This window comes from Neomegalonema sp., assembly GCF_028688855.1.
GTDB lineage: Bacteria > Pseudomonadota > Alphaproteobacteria > Rhodobacterales > Rhodobacteraceae > Neomegalonema.
Genome location: NZ_JAQTXI010000007.1, coordinates 69,825 through 86,062 on the forward strand (window position 1 = coordinate 69,825; position 16,238 = coordinate 86,062).

Below are 16,238 nucleotides of genomic sequence, written 5' to 3' on the forward strand. Positions count from 1 at the left end.
ATGACGGCCATCGCCTTGACCATCGCAGGCTCCGACAGCGGCGGAGGCGCCGGGATTCAAGCCGATCTCAAGACCTTTTCGGCTCTGGGCGTCTATGGCGCGAGCGTGATCGTCGCGGTGACGGCTCAGAACACCCGCGCCGTCGCGGCGGTCGAGACGCTCTCGCCCGCGATGATCCGCGCCCAGATCGCGGCGGTGCTGGAGGATCTCGAAGTCGGCGCGGTCAAGATCGGGATGCTGGGGACGCCGGAAGCCGTGCGGGCGGTGGCGGAATCCTTGCGCGGCTGCGGGCTGCCCATCGTGCTGGATCCGGTGATGGTGGCGAAATCCGGCGATTCCCTGCTGACGGAGGAGGCCGTGGCGGCGCTCCGTGAGGAGCTGCTCCCTCTGGCGACCCTGCTGACGCCCAATCTGCCCGAGGCGGCGCGTCTGCTCGGCGTGGAGGAGGCGCGGAGCCTCGAAGAGCGCGAGGCTCAGGGCGAGGCGCTGCGGGCTCTGGGGCCGCGCTGGGCGCTGATGAAGGGCGGCCACGCCTCCGGAGAGCTCTGCGCGGATCTGCTCATGGGGCCGGAGAGGCGGGTCTTCTCGGCGCCCCGCATCGAGACGCGCAACACCCATGGCACGGGCTGCACGCTCTCTTCGGCCATCGCGGCGGGCCTGGCTCAGGGCCTCGTCATGACGGAGGCCGTGGAGCGCGCCCATGGCTGGCTCCATCAGGCGATCCGCGCCGCCGACGGCCTGAGAGTGGGGAAGGGGCGCGGTCCGGTGCATCATTTCCATGCGCTCTGGCGGGCCGAGCCATGAGCCGACATCTGATCCTCGGGGCGGGAGTCATGGGGCTGGCCCTCGCCGCCGAACTCGTCGCGCGGGGACATGAGGTCGAGATTCACGACCCGGCGCCGGATCTGGGCCCTCAGGCCTGTTCATGGTGGGCGGGGGGGATGCTGGCGCCCTTCTGCGAGCGGGAGGCCGCCGAAGAGCCCGTCTTGCGCCTCGGGCTGGAGGCCGCCGGTTGGTGGGAGCGTCAGACCGGACTCGTGACGCGGCGGGGGACTCTGGTCCTCGCCTTGGGCCGCGACCGCAGCGAACTGGCGCGTTTCGCCCGCCGGACCTCCGGCCATGAGGCGCAAGACGCCGAAGGGATCGCGACGCTGGAGCCCGATCTTGCGGGGCGTTTCGCCGGAGGGCTTTACTTCCCCGAGGAGGCGCATCTCTCTCCCCGCGAGGCCCTGCGCGAGCTGCGCCGCCGCCTGACCGCCCAGGGCGCACGCTTTCTGAGCGAGGCGCCTGCGGAGGCCGAAAGCCTGATCGACTGCCGGGGGCTGGCCGCGCGCGAGGCTCTGGCGGATCTGCGCGGGGTGCGCGGCGAGATGCTGATCCTGCGCTGTCCCGAGATCACGCTCAGTCGTCCCGTGCGGCTGCTGCATCCGCGGATTCCGCTTTACGTCGTGCCGCGCGGAGAGGGCGTCTTCATGCTTGGGGCGACGATGATCGAAAGCGACCGTCCCGGCCCCGCGACGGCGCGTTCGGTGCTGGAGCTGCTCTCGGCCGCCTACGCCCTGCATCCGGCTTTCGGCGAAGCGGAGATTCTGGAGATCGGTTCGGGGGTGCGCCCCGCCTTCCCGGATAATCTGCCTCATCTGCGCCGCGAGGGCCGGATTCTCACCGCCAACGGCCTGCATCGCCATGGCTTCCTGCTCTCGCCCGCCATGGCCCGCATGGCCGCCGATCATCTGGAGACCGGCGCGATTCCCGAATTCATGGACAAGGCTCCCTCATGAAGATCATCCTCAACGGCGAGGCTCTGGAGACCTCCGCCGCCGACCTCGCCGAATTGCTGCGGGAACGCGGCTTCGGCCCGAAGGTCGCGACCGCCCGTCAGGGAGAATTCGTCCCGGCGGGGCTCCGCGCGGCGACGCCCCTTGCGGAAGGCGACCGCATCGAAGTCCTCGCGCCCATGCAGGGAGGCTGAGCCATGGCCCTCTTCTACGGCGTGGAGGTCGAAAGCCCGCTGATGCTCGGCACGGCGCGTTATCCTTCTCCGGCGGTGCTGGCCGAGGCCTTCCGCGCTTCGGGCGCCGGGATCGCGACGGTCTCCCTGCGGCGCGAGCAGGGCGGCGGACAGGATTTCTGGGCTCTGGTCCAGAGCTTGGGCGTGCGGATCCTGCCGAACACGGCGGGTTGCCACAGCCTCCGCGAGGCGGTGACCACCGCCCATATGGCCCGCGAGCTCTTCGACACGCCCTGGATCAAGCTGGAGGTGATCGGCGAGGCCGACAGCCTTCAGCCCGACGTCTTCGCTCTGGTCGAGGCGGCGCGGATCCTCGTCGAGGAGGGCTTCGAGGTCTTCCCCTATTGCACCGAGGATCTGGTGGTCTGCGGCCGTCTGCTGGACGTCGGATGCCGCGTGCTGATGCCTTGGGGCGCGCCCATCGGCTCGGGGCTGGGGCTGAACAACCCCTATGGCCTGCGCAGTCTGAGGGCGCATTTCCCGGAAGTCCCGCTGGTGGTGGACGCCGGGATCGGCCTTCCCTCTCACGCCGCCCGCGCCATGGAGATGGGTTATGACGCGGTGCTGCTCAACAGCGCGGTGGCTCTGGCCGGAGATCCGGTGGGGATGGCGCGCGCCATGGCTCTGGCGGCCGAGGCCGGACGCGCCGCCTTCCGCGCCGATCCCATGGAGCCTCGCGACATGGCTTCGCCCTCCACGCCTGTTCTGGGAAAGGCTTTTCTCTCATGAGTTTGCCGCGCTTCTATCCGATCTTCGACTCCGCCGCCTGGTTCGCGCGGATGCTGCCTCTGGGGGTGCGGATGGCGCAATTGCGCGTCAAGGACCGCAGCGAGGCCGAGACCCGCGCCGAGATCCGCGCGGCGAAGGCGCTTTGCGAAGCTCATGGCGCGATCCTGATCGTCAACGACTATTGGCGGCTGGCCCTGGATGAAGGCTGCGACTGGCTGCACCTTGGTCAGGAGGATCTCGACGCGGCGGATCTCGGGGCCGTCCGCCGCGCGGGGCTGAAGCTCGGGGTCTCGACCCATGATCAGGCCGAACTCGACCGGGCTCTGGCGCTGACTCCCGATTACATCGCTCTGGGGCCGGTCTGGCCGACCATCCTGAAAAAGATGAAATGGCGTGAGCAGGGCCTTGATCGCGTGACTGAATGGAAAGCCAGGATCGGCGGGATTCCTCTGGTCGCCATCGGCGGGCTGAACATCGCGCGGGCGGCTTCGGCCTTCGCGGCGGGCGCAGACGTGGTTTCGGTCGTCACCGACATCACGCTCAACGCCGATCCCGAAGCCCGCGTCCGCGCCTGGCTGGAGGCGACCGCATGACGGATCGCTACGCCCGACAGATCATCCTCCCGGAAGTGGGGGCGGAGGGTCAGCGCCGCCTGAGCCGCGCCCGCATCCTGATGGTCGGCGCGGGAGGCCTGGGCGTTCCGGCGCTGCAATATCTGGTCGGGGCGGGGGTGGGAGAGGTGGTTCTCCTCGATCCGGATCGGGTCGAGGAGGGGAACCTTCATCGCCAGACGATCTACGGCCCCCATCTCGGGCGGCCCAAGGCCGAGGCGGCGGCGGAGTTCGCCCGCAGTCTGAATCCCGGGACGCGGGTCTCTCCGCGCGTCGAGCGGCTGACGCCCGCCAATGCGCCGGACCTGGTCGCCGCTGCGGATCTCGTCCTCGATTGCGCCGACAGCCACGCCGCGAGCTATACGCTCTCGGACGCCTGCCTTAAAGCGGGCCGAGCATTGATTTCGGCTTCGGCTCTGGGGCTTTCGGGCTATGTCGGCGGCTTCTGCGGCGGCGCGCCCTCCTTGCGGGCGCTCTTCCCCGAGCCGACCGAGGCGGGCGCCACCTGCGCCACGGCGGGCGTTCTGGGGCCTGTGGTGGGGATGCTCGGGACGCTGCAAGCGCAGATGGCCTTGTCGGTCCTGCTGGGGCTGAAGCCTTCGCCTCTGGGCCAGTTGATCCGCTTCGAGATGCAGGGCTTCCGCTTCTCGGGCTTCCGCTTCGACGGCGCGCCGGAGCCCGCAGGGCCTCAGCCGCGCTTCATCTCGCCGGGCGCGATATCCTCCGGGGATTTCATCGTGGATCTGCGCGACGAAGCCGAGGCGCCGCGCCCCGTCCATCCTCGGGCGATGCGGCGGAGGGTCGAGGATTTCGGCCCCTCCGGCCCCGCCCCGAGCCCCGATCAGAGGGCGGTCTTCACCTGTCGTTCGGGTTTGCGGGCCTGGCGCGCCGCCGAGCTTCTGCGCGCCCGCTGGCCGGGCGAGATCGCCCTGATCGCCGATCCTTAGAGCCTTTTCCGATCCTGTCGGATCTTCAAACGCTCTCACTTCTTGCGTGGTCGCATTTTCGCGACGCGAAGCCGTTCGGCTTCGCTGGAAAATGCTCTTGAGGAGAAGATTCATGACCGCTCCCGATTACGGCCGCGCCTTCGCGCTCTGGCGCGCGGCCTCTCCCGCATGGGAGGCCTATGTCCGCCATGATTTCGTCGAGGGGCTGAAGACGGGAGATCAGCCTCGGGCGGGTTTCCTGAACTATCTGAAACAGGATTATCTGTTCCTGCTGCATTTCGCGCGGGCCTGGGCTCTGGCGGTGGCGAAGGCGGGCGATATCGAGGAGATGCGCGCCGCCAGCGACATGACTCAGGCCATCCTCGGCGAAACCGCCTTGCATGTCGGCTTCTGCGAGGCCGAGGGGATCCCCCGCGCCGAGATCATGGCCGCCGAGGAGGCGCTCCAGAACCTCGCCTATACGCGCTATGTGCTGGAGGCGGGCTATTCCGGCGATTTCCTCGATCTTCTGGCGGCTCTGGCGCCCTGCGTCCTGGGTTATGGCGAGATCGGCGCGCGGCTGAAGGCCGAAGCAGGCGAGACGCCCTATCGCGCCTGGATCGAGGCCTATGGCGCGGAGGATTATCAGAAGCATTGCCGCGAGGTCGGCGCCCTGCTCGACCGGGCTCTTGCGCGACGTCTCGGGCCCTCGCCGGAGGCCTCGCCGCGCTGGCCGGATCTGACGCGGCGTTTCGCGACGGCGGTCCGTCTGGAGGCCGCCTTCTGGGATCTGGGCGCGGTCGCGGAGGGCGGGGCGCCCCGGGAGACGACGGCCTGAAGCCTGCCCTTGAGGCCTGATCTCCGGGCGTCGCGCCCTCGGCGCCTTCAAAGTCGATCTTGACGGAATCGGTAAGAAATTATAGGCGGGTCTATCCCTTCGGCGTATCCGGGCCTTTCGGCCTCTCCGGGGGGATTTCGCGCCAGCTCACGACGCCAGCCGCAAACAGTTTCGATCTTCAGGAAGAAGGTCGGGGAGGGTTTCTTGCGGCTGCGCCTTTCGCTTTCATCGCTTCTCATGTTCTCGGTCGCGCATCTCCCCTCGGGGGCGCTGGCGCAGGAGGCTCCGGCGCAAGACGCGCGGCGCGCTCCGGAAGGCCTCGTGATCACGCTGGAGCCGATCACCATCTACGCCGACCGCTCCGGCTCCACGGTCATGGACGTGCCCGGCAACATCACCGTCGTCGAGGGCGAGACCCTCGAAGAGCAGGGCGTCTCCGACATGAAGGAGCTGACGCGCTACATGCCCGGCGTGATCACCAGCTTCATGACCTCCGGCGCCGATCCCTTCGCCAGCTATGGCGGCTTCACCATCCGGGGCGTGGGCGGCAACCGCGTGCAGATGCTCGTCGACGGCTCGCGCATCGCCGAGCGCGTCGGCGACGGCACCCGCGATTATCTGGATTTCGGCTTCCTGCGTCAGGTGGACGTGGTGCGTGGTCCGGGCTCGGTGCTCTGGGGCGCGGACGCGCTCGGCGGCATCGTCGCGCTGGAGACGGTCGATCCCGAGGACGTCCTGCGCGGAGAGAAGCGCGCCGGACGCCTCCGCATGTCCTACGACAGCCTGGACAGCGGCGCCGCCGGCTCCGGGCTCTTCGCCCAGGAGCTGACTCCGGATCTGAAGATCCTGCTCGGCGCCTCCCACAGCCGGGCCGAGGAGGCCCGCCTCTCCAAGGCGCGCGCCGACGGCGGCCTTTACGGCTGTCCGCGCCGGACGGATCTCGGGGCCACGCCCTGCAACGAGCTGAACCCCACCGACAAGGAGACCACCCGCTTTCTGGGCAAGCTGGTCTACGAGCCCGACGACGCCCATCGGCTGGAGTTCGCCGCCGACGTCATGCGCCGCGAAATGGAGGTCGCCTATAACCAGGGCCTCACCGAGACCCTGCGCAGCTACGACCGGACCCAGGTCACCTCGCGCCAGCGTTACGGCCTCGAACACAGCTGGACGCCCTACGCCCCCTGGGTGGACGAGGTGGTCACGCGGGTTTCATATTCGCCGCAATCGGTGGATCGTCAGGGCCTGCGTCGCGACGTGGTCGGCGGCGTCGAGACCCGCACCCGCGACTTCACCCGCGTGGACGAGGATTTCCTCGAACTCGACGTCCAGGCGCGCAAGGATTTCACGGCGCTCGGCGCGGAGCACTCCGTGACCCTGGGCTTCGACGGCGACCACACGACGCTCGATTACGTCCGCTACAACGTCGCGAGCACGCCGGGCCTCCCCGACCGCACCACCTATCCCACCAATTTCGCCGACGCCCGCACCACTCGCGCCGACGTCTTCGCGCAGGACCGGATTTCGCTCTTCGACCGCCGGCTGGAGATCACGCCGGGCCTGCGCTTCGCCACCTACAAGATCGATCCGCGTCCGCAGGCGCATTACAGCTATGTCGCGGGCGCCGAGCCCCACGCCATCGACAGCCGCAGGCTTCTGGGCAATCTCGGCGTCCTCCTGCGGCTGGACGACACATATTCGGTCTATGGCAAGGCGGCTCAGGGCTTCAAGATGCCCATGGCCTCGCAGTTGTTCACCTCTTCGGCGGGCCTCTCCTTCAACCAGACGCCCAATCCCGACCTCAGGCCGGAGAAGGTGAACAGCTTCGAGCTGGGTCTGCGCGGCCAGTATGACCGGGGGAACTTCTCGGTCAACGGCTTCTTCGCCGATTACGACGACTTCATCCAGGGCTTCTACAACGTCCCCGGCACCAACGACTACACCAGCGTGAATCTGGATCAGGTGCGGATCTGGGGCGTCGAGGCCTCGGGAGACTGGCGCCTGAACGACCAGCTCAGCGCCAGCGCGGCGCTTTCCTGGCAGAACGGCGAGCAGCGCGCGGCCTCGGGCGCCGACTGGACGCCCCACAACGTCGCGCCCCTGACCGCCACCATCGGCCTCGCCTACGAGATTCCCCAGGCGGATCTGAAGCTTCAGCTCTTCGGCACCTTCGCCCAGGGCGTGAAGAAGGCCAGCGCCGAGAATCTCTTCAAGCCGCCGGGCTACGCCGTCTTCGACGCTCACGCGAACTGGGGCGTCACGGAGAACGCCAGCCTGAACTTCTCGGTGCTGAACATCTTCGACAAACGCTATTTCACGGCGCCTCTGCCCTATTCCTACACGCTTCCGGCGAATACGGCCGTGGCCATCACCAATCCTCTGGAGCTTCAGACCCAGCCGGGCCGGGAGTTCCGTGTGTCGCTCGACGTGAGGTTCTGACATGAAGCTCTGGCGCGTTCTCACCCGCATCCTGCGTCTGGCCTTTCTGGCCGCCTCGGGCGGCGGAGACCGGGGACGCGCCTTCTGGGGAGGGCTCGGCGCCTACGCCTTCATTCTGGGGCTCCAGTTCTTCGGAGTCTGGCTGTCGCTGCGGCTGATCGCCTGGAACAAGGCCTTCTACGACGCTCTCGGGCAGCTGGACGGCGCGGAGGCTCTGCGTCAGATCGGCGTCTTCGGGCTGATCATCTCCTGTTCGGCGGGCAACTTCCTGCTCGGCGACTGGCTGCGCAAGCGGCTGCTCATGCGCTGGCGCGAGAACCTCACCCGCGTGACGATGAGCCGTTGGCTGGAGGGCAAGGCCTATTGGCGGCTGCGCCCCGGCCTCTCGCCGACGCCCGTGGACAATCCCGACCAGCGTCTGGCCGAGGATTGCCGCCTCTTCATCCATCATCTGCTGGGCGAGAGTCTGGATCTGATCTCCAACATCGTGGCTCTGGTCTCCTATGTGGCGCTGCTCTGGAGCCTCTCGGCCTTTCCCCTGAGCTTCGTTCTGGGCGGAACGGAGATCAGCATTCCGCGCTACATGGTCTGGGCGGCCTTCATCTATGTGGCGCTCTCGACGCTGCTGACCCAGGGGCTCGGCGGCCCCCTGAAGGGGCTCTATTTCGCCCAGGAGCGCCGCGAGGCGGATTTCCGCCACGCCCTGGTGCAGATGCGCGAGAACGCCACCGAGATCGCCGTCTCGGGCGGCGAGGCCGCCGAAAGGCGGCGTCTGGACGGGCTCTTCTCCGGGATCAAGGAGAACTGGCGGCGCCTCATCCGGCGAGAGCTGATCCTCGGCCTCTTCACGCGCCCCTATTTCCAGACGGTGCTCCGCATCCCGACCTTTCTCGCGCTGCCCGCCTATTTCGCCGGCGCCGTGACGCTCGGCGGGTTGATGCAATTGGCTTCCGCCTTCTCCAACGTCGTGACGACGCTGAGCTGGTTCATCTTCTCCTACAAGGAGCTGGCGGCCTTCGTGGCGGTGTCGGAGCGTCTCGACGGATTGCTGAAGGCGGCGGAGACGCCCGAGCCTCTGCCTTCGGCGCCAGTGGCGATCCTCCGCGCGGCGAGCGGCGGGGATTCCCTGCGGACTCACGGCCTGCGGCTCTTCACGCCGGAGGGCCGCGCTCTGGCCCCGACGCCCGACCTGAACCTGAAGCCCGCAAGCCGGACCTGGCTGGTCGGCCCCTCGGGCCAGGGCAAGAGCACCCTGCTGGCGGCTCTGGCGGGAGTCTGGCCCTATGGGGAGGGGCGGATCGAGCTTCCGGAAGGCCGGATGGACTTCATTCCGCAAGGCGGCCATGTCTTCGCCGGAGGCCTGGCGGCCTCGGCCTGCTATCCCGAAGATCCAGCCGCTCTGGAGCCCGAGAAGCTGCGCCGTCTGCTTCTGCGGCTCGGGCTGGAGCATCGGGCGGATCGTCTGGAGGCTCCGGCGGCGGAATCGCTGCAAGGGCTCTCGATGGGCGAGCGGCAGCGTCTGGCCTTCGCGCGGGCGGTTCTCGCGCGGCCGGACTGGATCATCCTCGACGAGGCGACGAGCGGACTGGACCTCGGCGCCGAAACCGCGCTTCTTCGTCTGCTCCGCGAGGAGGCGCCGCAAGCGGCGATTCTGATGGTTTCGCATCGTCCGCCGGTCGGGCTCGGGCCCCATGACGTGATCCGGATCGGCGGAGAACTTTCCGACCCTCAAGACGAATCCCGGGATTCACCCCAGCCTGAAGCAAGGATGACCGCATGACCATGACCATTCCCCTCCGTCTGGAGGTCGATCCCGCAACCCTTCTCGACCTGGCGCCGCGCATGGGCCGCACGATGGTCATCGGCCAGAGCGGCCCCGTGACTCATGAGCGGATCGGCGCGGTGGAGGCCGTCGCGCGCGAGGGCGACCGCTTGCGGCTCTCGGGCGCGACGCAGGACTCCGAAATCGCGCTGGAGGCTCTGGCCTCGGTGATCTACGACCGCTCTTCGGAGATGCAGGGCAAGGTCTACCCGCGCCTCGAATTCCGCGACGCCGAAGGCGCGACGATCTTCGCCATGGTCGGCATGGAGGGGCTGGAGCCCTTCGCGGCTGTTCTGGAGGACATCGCCGCCGCGCCGGAATTCCCCTCGCCCGAGGAGCCCCGTCCGGAGCCGCAGGAGCTGGCCGAGGACGACCCGATCCTGCCGCCCTTCCGCGCTCTGGAGGGCTCGGGGCGTCCGGTCGTGATCGAATTCGCGCGTCCGGGCTTCACGCAGCGTTGGCGCGGAGAGATCGCGGCCTTGCGGCCCTCCTCGGGCTTCCTCAACGTGATGACGAAGGATTTCCACCTCCATCTGAGGGCGGGCGGCGTCGCGGGCTGGGAGAAGGAGGCGGGCGCGAGCCATGCGCTCGACGCCGAAGGCCGCCGCATCGGCCTCAGCCTGCGCGAGGAGGTCTGATCATGCGCGGCTGGACCGACCCCGCCACGGGCGCGGCGATTTCTCACCCGGACCTGATGGACCGCCTCTCCTCCCGCAGCGTACTGCTGCTCGGCGAACGCCACGACAGCGCCGCCCTCCATCGCTGGCAATTGCATGTCGCGGCGGGTCTGGCGGCCCGGAGGCCCGTCGTCATGGGCTTCGAGATGTTTCCGGCGCGGCTGGATCCGGTGCTTGCGGAATGGGTCGCGGGGGATCTCCCGGAGGCGGAGTTTCTGGAGCGCGCCGAATGGGCGAAGGTCTGGGGCTTTCCGCCTGAAATCTATCTGCCGCTGTTCCGGTTCTGCCGCGAATTCGGCGTCGCCATGCATGGGCTGAACTGCCGTCGCGGCCTCGTCTCGGAGGTGGGGAAGCTCGGCTGGGAGGCCATCCCCGAGGCCGACCGCGAGGGTCTGACGCCCGCCCGCGCCGCCAGCCCGGAATATCGCCGCTATCTCTTCGACATCACCGGAGGCGTCCGGCCCAACCGCGAGTCGCAATCCCCCGAGGCTCCGACCTTCGACCGCTTCGTGCGGGCGCAGCAGGTCTGGGACCGCGCCTTCGCCTGCGCCATCGCCAGAGCCCTCGACCGGCCCGAGCCGCCGCTGATGATCGGAATCATCGGGCGCGGACATCTCGAATGGGGCCTCGGGACGCCCTGGCAGCTTGAGGATCTCGGGCTGAAGGACTGGGCCGTCCTGCTGCCCGACGCCGAGGGCCTGGAGGGGCCTTACGGAGACCGCCCCCTCGCGGAGGCCGTCTTCGACCTGCCGCCCGACCTCGATCCGCCTGCGGCCCGAACGCCCGCCGCCTGAATCCGTCGCCTGAATCCGCCCCCTGCAAGGATGACCCGGACCATGATCCAGACCCTGAACGGCCGCATCCCCGACGCCTCGCCCGAGCAGGTGTTTCCGGTCTTCGCCCAGCTGGCGGAGGCTCTGGAGATCGCCTGCGTCGAGGAGGAGGGGAGCTTCTCGATGAAGCTGGCGGGAGGCGAATTGCGCCTCTCCCCGGCGCGGGACGCCCTCGCGCTGAGCCTCTCGGCGGAGAGCGAGCGGCGGCTCTATCTGTTGCAGCAGATGGTCCTGAACCGCCTCGACGCTCTGGACCCCGCCCCCAAAGCCGAATGGGAGAGGGTGGACGCGGGCGCCTTGCCGCCGAACCTCAGCATCGCGCTGGTGGAGTCCTCGACCCTGATCAGCCCGAATTTCCGACGCCTGCGGCTGCGCTTCCCGGATGTGGCCCGCTACGCCGAAGACGGGCTGCATTTCCGTCTGGTGATTTCGGCCCTGCCGCCCGATCAGGCGGAAGGCGGCTCGGTGCGGGAATGGCCGCGCATCGGCGAGAACGGCCGCACGCGCTGGCCCGAAGGAGACCTCGCGCTGCATCGCCCGGTCTACACCATCCGGGAGATCGACGCGGCGGCGGGCTGGATGGACGTCGACGTCTTCCTGCATGAGGGCGGGCGGGTCTCGGCCTGGACGGAGCGCGTCGCCTCGGGCGACCGCATCGGCCTGATGGGCCCGACCACGCGCGGCGCGATCGCCGCCGGATGGGTCGGCTTCTGGGGCGACGAAACCGCCTTGCCCGCCATCGCGCGTCATTGCGCGGCCCTGCACCCCGGGACGCGCGGCGTGATCCGGATTTCTCTGGGCGACATGGCCGACCGTCAGGATTTCGCGCGCCCCGAGGGGATGGAGCTGGTCTGGACGCCGCGCCGCGAAAGGGGCCTTCTGGAGGATCTCCAGGCGACGGCGCTTCCGGCCGATGACCGCTTCGTCTTCTTCGCCGCCGGCGGCGAGGAGGCGGACGCCGCCCGGACCTGGCTGCGCGGCGGACAGGGCTTCGACAAGACGGAGTCCAACGTCACGGGCTACTGGCGCTGAGTCGGGCTTGCGATGATGCGGCGCGGGAGGGCGGGGCGAACCCGCCCTCCCTGCGTTTCACCATCCGGGATAGCGGCTCCGGAGGGCGGAGGCCCAGTCCTCGTCGCCTTCGCGCGCCCCCGCGAGGTCGTCGGCGAGGCGCAGGATCAGATCCATGCATTCGATCTCGCGCCGCCAGCGATGAGCCATGACCTCTTCGGGAAAGAGCAGCCCGAGCAGATTCCCCGCGACGGCGCCGGTGCTGTCGCTGTCGCCGGAGTGGGTCACGGCGATGCGCAGGCCCTCTTCGAAGCCTCGGGCGCAGAGCCCCGCGTAAAGCGCGACGGCCAGAGCCTCCTCCGCGACCCAGCCGCCGCCCAGAGCCTCGACGCTCTGCGGACTTCCGTCGCGGGGCGCCGCGAGCGCCGCCGCCATGGCCGCCTTCGTCTCGCCGGAAGTGGTCTCCAGCAGGGCGCGGAGGGCGGGCTCCAGAGCCTCGCCGCGCATCAGGCGATGCAGGAGCTCCGCGAAGACCGCCGCCGCCTCCTGGCCCGCTGGGTGGCCGTGGGTCAGGGCCGAGATCTCGCGTCCCAGCCTGCGCGGATTCCACCGCCCGAGGAGTCCCGCCGGAGCGACGCGCATGATGGTTCCGCAGCCCTTGGAGTCGTTGCGCGCCTTCTCGCCGAAGCTCTGCGCCGCGCGCAGGGCGCCGAGGCAGGTCAGACCCGGCGCGCGGCGGGCGCGCAGGCGGGGGTCCGCCACGAGGCCTTCCGCGCAGAGCTCCATCCTGCGGGGGCTTTCGCCCTGGGTCGCGAGCCAGCGCAGATAGGCGTGATGGACGACGCCGGGCGGATCGCAGAGCCCTCTGTCAAGGCCCCGGACCTGCGCGCGGATCAGCCCTTCGGCGGTGAAGAGGGTCATCTGCGTGTCGTCGGTGATCGCGCCGCGCCGCCCCTGATGCGGAAGGATCTCGTCCACGCCGCGGGGGAAGCGGCGGAGGATCTTCTCCAGGGGCCAGAATTCGACCTCAGCGCCCAGAGCGTCGCCGATGGCGCCGCCCGTCAGCGCGGCGCGGATCAGGGCCGCCTCGCGGGTCGGCGGCGCGGCGCGGCCTGCGAGCAGCGCGCGCTGCGCCGCGAGGGGCTGCGCTCCGGGACGGGCGCTCCGCAGAAGGGTCAGGGCTTCGGCGAGCCCGTCGCCCCGTTCGAGGAGCAGCAGCGCCGCCACGGTCGGGGCGCGCTCGATCCCGCCCTTGCAGTGGATCAGCACATGGCGTCCGGCGTCCAGAGCCTGATGCAGCCGCGGCGAGGCCTCGCGGTCCCAGCGGGCGAGCCAGGCCGCGTCGGGGGCGGTCCCGTCCGGGAAGGGCAGGTGCAGCCAGGCCATGCCGCGCCGCCTGACGCCCTCGCCGAGTCCTGCGGTTCCGAGGGCGGCCATCTCTGCGTCGGTCACGAGGCTGACGACGAGATCCACGCCCGCCGCGCGGAGGGCGTCGAGATCCGCGTCGAGGTCGCGGCTCCATCCGCCGCTCAGGCTGTCCGGCTGACGCTTGCCGGGGCAGAAGGTGAGGCTGAGGCGTCCCGCGCCGAGGGGCAGGCCGTCAAGCCGGAGGGGGTGGCTCTTGCTGGTGCGCATCCGGGGTTCTCCCTGTGGAAGTCTGGCGATGGACCAGGTATGGCTGAGTCCGGGGCTCCGGAGACGAAGCCTCGGGATTTTCCTCCTGGAGGGCGCGCGATGGGCAAGAAGTACGTCGGCTTCTACTGGACCCTCCCGGTCCCCTGGGCGGGATTCGAGGCGTTGCCCGACAAGGTGGACGAAGCGGCTGAACGAAGCCTCACCATCCGCTATCAGCGCGACCTGGCGCGGCGCTGGGCGAAGGGAGAGGGCGGAGTCCTCATCTGCGAAAAGGCCTTCATGGAGATCGATCCGGATCGGGGCTCTCCGGAGATCGCGCAGGAGGCGACGAAGCTTCTGCTCTGGGCCCGGGAGCGCGGGGCGGTCCTTCTGCGGGTGGATTTCGCGCGTCAGGGCAACTGGCGCGCCCATGCGCCTTTGCGCCGGGCCTTGCAGGAGGCTCTGGCGCGCGATCCCGCCAGCGTGGAGGAGGTGCCTCTGGAGGCCATTCCTCTGGAGGGCCGCCCCCGGATCTTCGATCCCGAGGAGCATTTCGGCGCCTGGCGCGAGGCCTGGAGGAAGCGGGTCGCCTCCCGACCCGAACATCGGGCGCTGATTCTCTCGCATCTGGAGGAGCTCCCCCATGCGACTCTCAAGGAGCAGGCGGAGGCGCTTCTCGCGGCCGGGCTCGCGACTCCCACCGGCAAGGCCTGGAACGCCGGGAATCTGCGGAAATTCCTCGCCCTGGGGTGATCCGCCGCAGGGGGCCTCCGGCGCCTGCGGGGAGCTTCCGGGAGGCTTCGGGCGCGGGTCTTTCCCGCGCGAATCCTGCAAGCCTCCTGTCCGGATCGTTCAAGACCTCCGGCGGCGCCCCCTTTAATCTGATCCCTGACGCGGCCGAACGCCGCAGATGAGGGAAAACCCTCTTCACATGTCAGGGAGGACTTGAACATGGACGCAATCGTCCAGGGCCGCGACGGCCGCCCCGTGCAATCCGAACCCGTGGTTCTCGACGCGCTGATCATCGGCGCGGGCGTGGCCGGGCTCTACCAGCTTCACCAGCTCCGGGCCCAGGGCCTGAAGGTTCTGGCCGTGGACGCCGCCACCGACGTCGGCGGGACCTGGTACTGGAACCGCTATCCCGGCGCGAAATTCGACTCCGAGAGCTACATCTACCAGTATCTCTTCGACGAGAAGCTCTACAAGGACTGGACCTGGAGCGAGCGCTTCCCCGGCCAGCCCGAAATCGAGCGCTGGATGCATTACATCGCCGACCGGCTCGACCTGCGCCGCGACCTCCTGCTCTCCACGAAGATCACCGAAGCCCGCTGGGACGAGGCGCGCGGCCGCTGGACCGTCACGAGCGATCTCGGCGACGTCTTCGACACGCAGCTGCTGATCGGCTGCTGCGGCATGCTCTCGGCGCCGCTGGAGGAGCGCTTCCCCGGCCAGAAGAACTTCCAGGGCCGCATCTTCCACACCGCCCGCTGGCCGCGCGAGCCGCTGGACCTCGAAGGCAAGCGCGTGGGCGTGGTGGGCGTGGGCGCGACGGGCATCCAGGTCATCCAGACCATCGCCGACAAGGTGGGCGACCTGAAGGTCTTCATCCGCACGCCGCAATACGTGCTGCCGATGAAGAACCCCAAATACGGCCCCGAAGAGGAAAAGCGCTACAAGGCCCGCTTCGAGGAGCTGAAGGGCAATCTTCCGCACACCTTCACCGGCTTCGAATACGACTTCATCCACACCTGGGCCGACCTGACCCCCGAGCAGCGCCTCGCGGTTCTGGAGGAGGTCCACGCCGACGGTTCGCTGAAGCTCTGGCTGGCCTCCTTCGCCGAGATGTTCTTCGACGCGGACGTGAGCGAAGAGATCTCCGAATTCGTGCGCGGCAAGATGCGCGCCCGCCTGAAGGATCCGAAGCTGATCGAGGCCCTCGTCCCCGGCCCCGAGGATTACGGCTTCGGCACCCATCGCGTGCCGCTCGAGACCAATTATCTCGAAGTCTATCATCGCCCGAACGTCGAGGCGATCAACGTCCGGAACAACCCCATCGTCGAGATCCTCCCCGAGGGCGTGAAGCTGGCCGATGGAACGGTCCACGAGCTGGACGTGATCATCCTCGCCACGGGCTTCGACGCCGGTTCGGGCGCCCTGTCGCGGATCGACATCCGCGGCCGCGACGGCCGCAGCCTCCGCGAGGACTGGAGCCGCGACATCCGCACCGCTCTGGGCATGATGGTCCACGGCTATCCGAACCTGCTGATCACGGCGGCGCCTCTCGCGCCTTCGGCGGCGCTCTGCAACATGACGACCTGCCTCCAGCAGCAGACGGAATGGATCTCGAATCTGGTCGCGCATCTGCGCGCCGGAGGCCACAAGGTCGTCGAGCCCACCGCCGAATTCGAAGAGGCCTGGGTGCGCCATCACGACGAGACGGCGAACGCCAACCTGATCTCGAAGACCAATTCCTGGTATGTGGGTTCGAACGTGCCGGGCAAGCCGCGCCGGGTGCTGTCCTACACCGGCGGCGTCGGGACCTATCGCCAGAAATGCGACGAAGTGGCCCAGGGCGGCTACAAGGGCCTCGCCCTGGCCTGAACGGCGGGCCGGGACGAGACGTCCGGAGCCTTTCCGGTCTGACCGGGGTCTTCGAAGGCTTCGGACCGCCGCCCGGCCGCGCGATCCTCCCCGGAAGCTCCGCAAGGAGTCTCCGGATCGCGCTCCGGG

Annotated in this window: 15 protein-coding genes; 14 read left to right on the forward strand and 1 reads right to left on the reverse strand. The window is 69.1% G+C overall.

What is annotated here, in order from left to right:
- From thiD to PHN62_RS07215, 12 genes are all read left to right on the forward strand, one after another.
- The gene (gene thiD, locus PHN62_RS07160; protein WP_300148324.1) at nucleotides 1-804 is read left to right on the forward strand and encodes a bifunctional hydroxymethylpyrimidine kinase/phosphomethylpyrimidine kinase; all 804 of its coding nucleotides are present in this window, start codon (nucleotides 1-3) and stop codon (nucleotides 802-804) included.
- Nucleotides 801-1,781 (forward strand): glycine oxidase ThiO, encoded by a 981-nt coding sequence (thiO, locus tag PHN62_RS07165; RefSeq protein WP_300148327.1) that lies wholly within the window; start codon nucleotides 801-803, stop codon nucleotides 1,779-1,781. Before thiD ends, thiO begins: the two co-directional genes overlap by 4 nt.
- On the forward strand, nucleotides 1,778-1,972 hold the full coding sequence (gene thiS, locus PHN62_RS07170) for a sulfur carrier protein ThiS (RefSeq protein WP_300148329.1): 195 nt from the start codon (nucleotides 1,778-1,780) through the stop codon (nucleotides 1,970-1,972). Before thiO ends, thiS begins: the two co-directional genes overlap by 4 nt.
- A gap of 3 nt (nucleotides 1,973-1,975) precedes the next feature.
- On the forward strand, nucleotides 1,976-2,740 hold the full coding sequence (locus tag PHN62_RS07175; RefSeq protein ID WP_300148332.1) for a thiazole synthase: 765 nt from the start codon (nucleotides 1,976-1,978) through the stop codon (nucleotides 2,738-2,740).
- Entirely contained in the window at nucleotides 2,737-3,333 is a 597-nt protein-coding gene (locus PHN62_RS07180) for a thiamine phosphate synthase (protein ID WP_300148334.1), read from the forward strand. The genes PHN62_RS07175 and PHN62_RS07180 overlap by 4 nt, the downstream gene beginning before the upstream one ends.
- On the forward strand, nucleotides 3,330-4,298 hold the full coding sequence (locus tag PHN62_RS07185) for a HesA/MoeB/ThiF family protein (RefSeq protein WP_300148337.1): 969 nt from the start codon (nucleotides 3,330-3,332) through the stop codon (nucleotides 4,296-4,298). Before PHN62_RS07180 ends, PHN62_RS07185 begins: the two co-directional genes overlap by 4 nt.
- 112 nt (nucleotides 4,299-4,410) lie before the next feature.
- A complete protein-coding gene (locus PHN62_RS07190; RefSeq protein ID WP_300148340.1) occupies nucleotides 4,411-5,115 on the forward strand; it encodes a TenA family protein in 705 nt (234 codons plus the stop codon).
- 204 nt (nucleotides 5,116-5,319) lie between these two features.
- A complete protein-coding gene (locus tag PHN62_RS07195; protein WP_300148343.1) occupies nucleotides 5,320-7,551 on the forward strand; it encodes a TonB-dependent hemoglobin/transferrin/lactoferrin family receptor in 2,232 nt (743 codons plus the stop codon).
- 1 nt (nucleotide 7,552) lies between these two features.
- The gene (locus PHN62_RS07200; RefSeq protein WP_300148345.1) at nucleotides 7,553-9,331 is read left to right on the forward strand and encodes an SbmA/BacA-like family transporter; all 1,779 of its coding nucleotides are present in this window, start codon (nucleotides 7,553-7,555) and stop codon (nucleotides 9,329-9,331) included.
- A complete protein-coding gene (locus tag PHN62_RS07205; protein ID WP_300148347.1) occupies nucleotides 9,328-10,011 on the forward strand; it encodes a hypothetical protein in 684 nt (227 codons plus the stop codon). The genes PHN62_RS07200 and PHN62_RS07205 overlap by 4 nt, the downstream gene beginning before the upstream one ends.
- A gap of 2 nt (nucleotides 10,012-10,013) precedes the next feature.
- Entirely contained in the window at nucleotides 10,014-10,844 is an 831-nt protein-coding gene (locus tag PHN62_RS07210) for a ChaN family lipoprotein (RefSeq protein WP_300148349.1), read from the forward strand.
- Between the two features lie 42 nt (nucleotides 10,845-10,886).
- The gene (locus tag PHN62_RS07215) at nucleotides 10,887-11,915 is read left to right on the forward strand and encodes a siderophore-interacting protein (protein ID WP_300148352.1); all 1,029 of its coding nucleotides are present in this window, start codon (nucleotides 10,887-10,889) and stop codon (nucleotides 11,913-11,915) included.
- Between the two features lie 57 nt (nucleotides 11,916-11,972).
- Here PHN62_RS07215 and PHN62_RS07220 read toward each other — a convergent pair whose 3' ends face one another.
- Nucleotides 11,973-13,529 carry an ADP-ribosylglycohydrolase family protein gene (locus PHN62_RS07220; protein WP_300148355.1) on the reverse strand — a complete coding sequence of 519 codons (1,557 nt, stop codon included), beginning with the start codon at nucleotides 13,527-13,529 and terminating at the stop codon, nucleotides 11,973-11,975.
- Between the two features lie 99 nt (nucleotides 13,530-13,628).
- On the opposite strand from PHN62_RS07220, the gene PHN62_RS07225 reads away from it, so the two are divergent.
- On the forward strand, nucleotides 13,629-14,261 hold the full coding sequence (locus tag PHN62_RS07225) for a hypothetical protein (RefSeq protein ID WP_300148358.1): 633 nt from the start codon (nucleotides 13,629-13,631) through the stop codon (nucleotides 14,259-14,261).
- 198 nt (nucleotides 14,262-14,459) lie between these two features.
- Nucleotides 14,460-16,109: an NAD(P)/FAD-dependent oxidoreductase gene (locus PHN62_RS07230; RefSeq protein ID WP_300148361.1), complete on the forward strand. Its 1,650-nt coding sequence runs from the start codon at nucleotides 14,460-14,462 to the stop codon at nucleotides 16,107-16,109.
- Nucleotides 16,110-16,238: the final 129 nt, after the last annotated feature.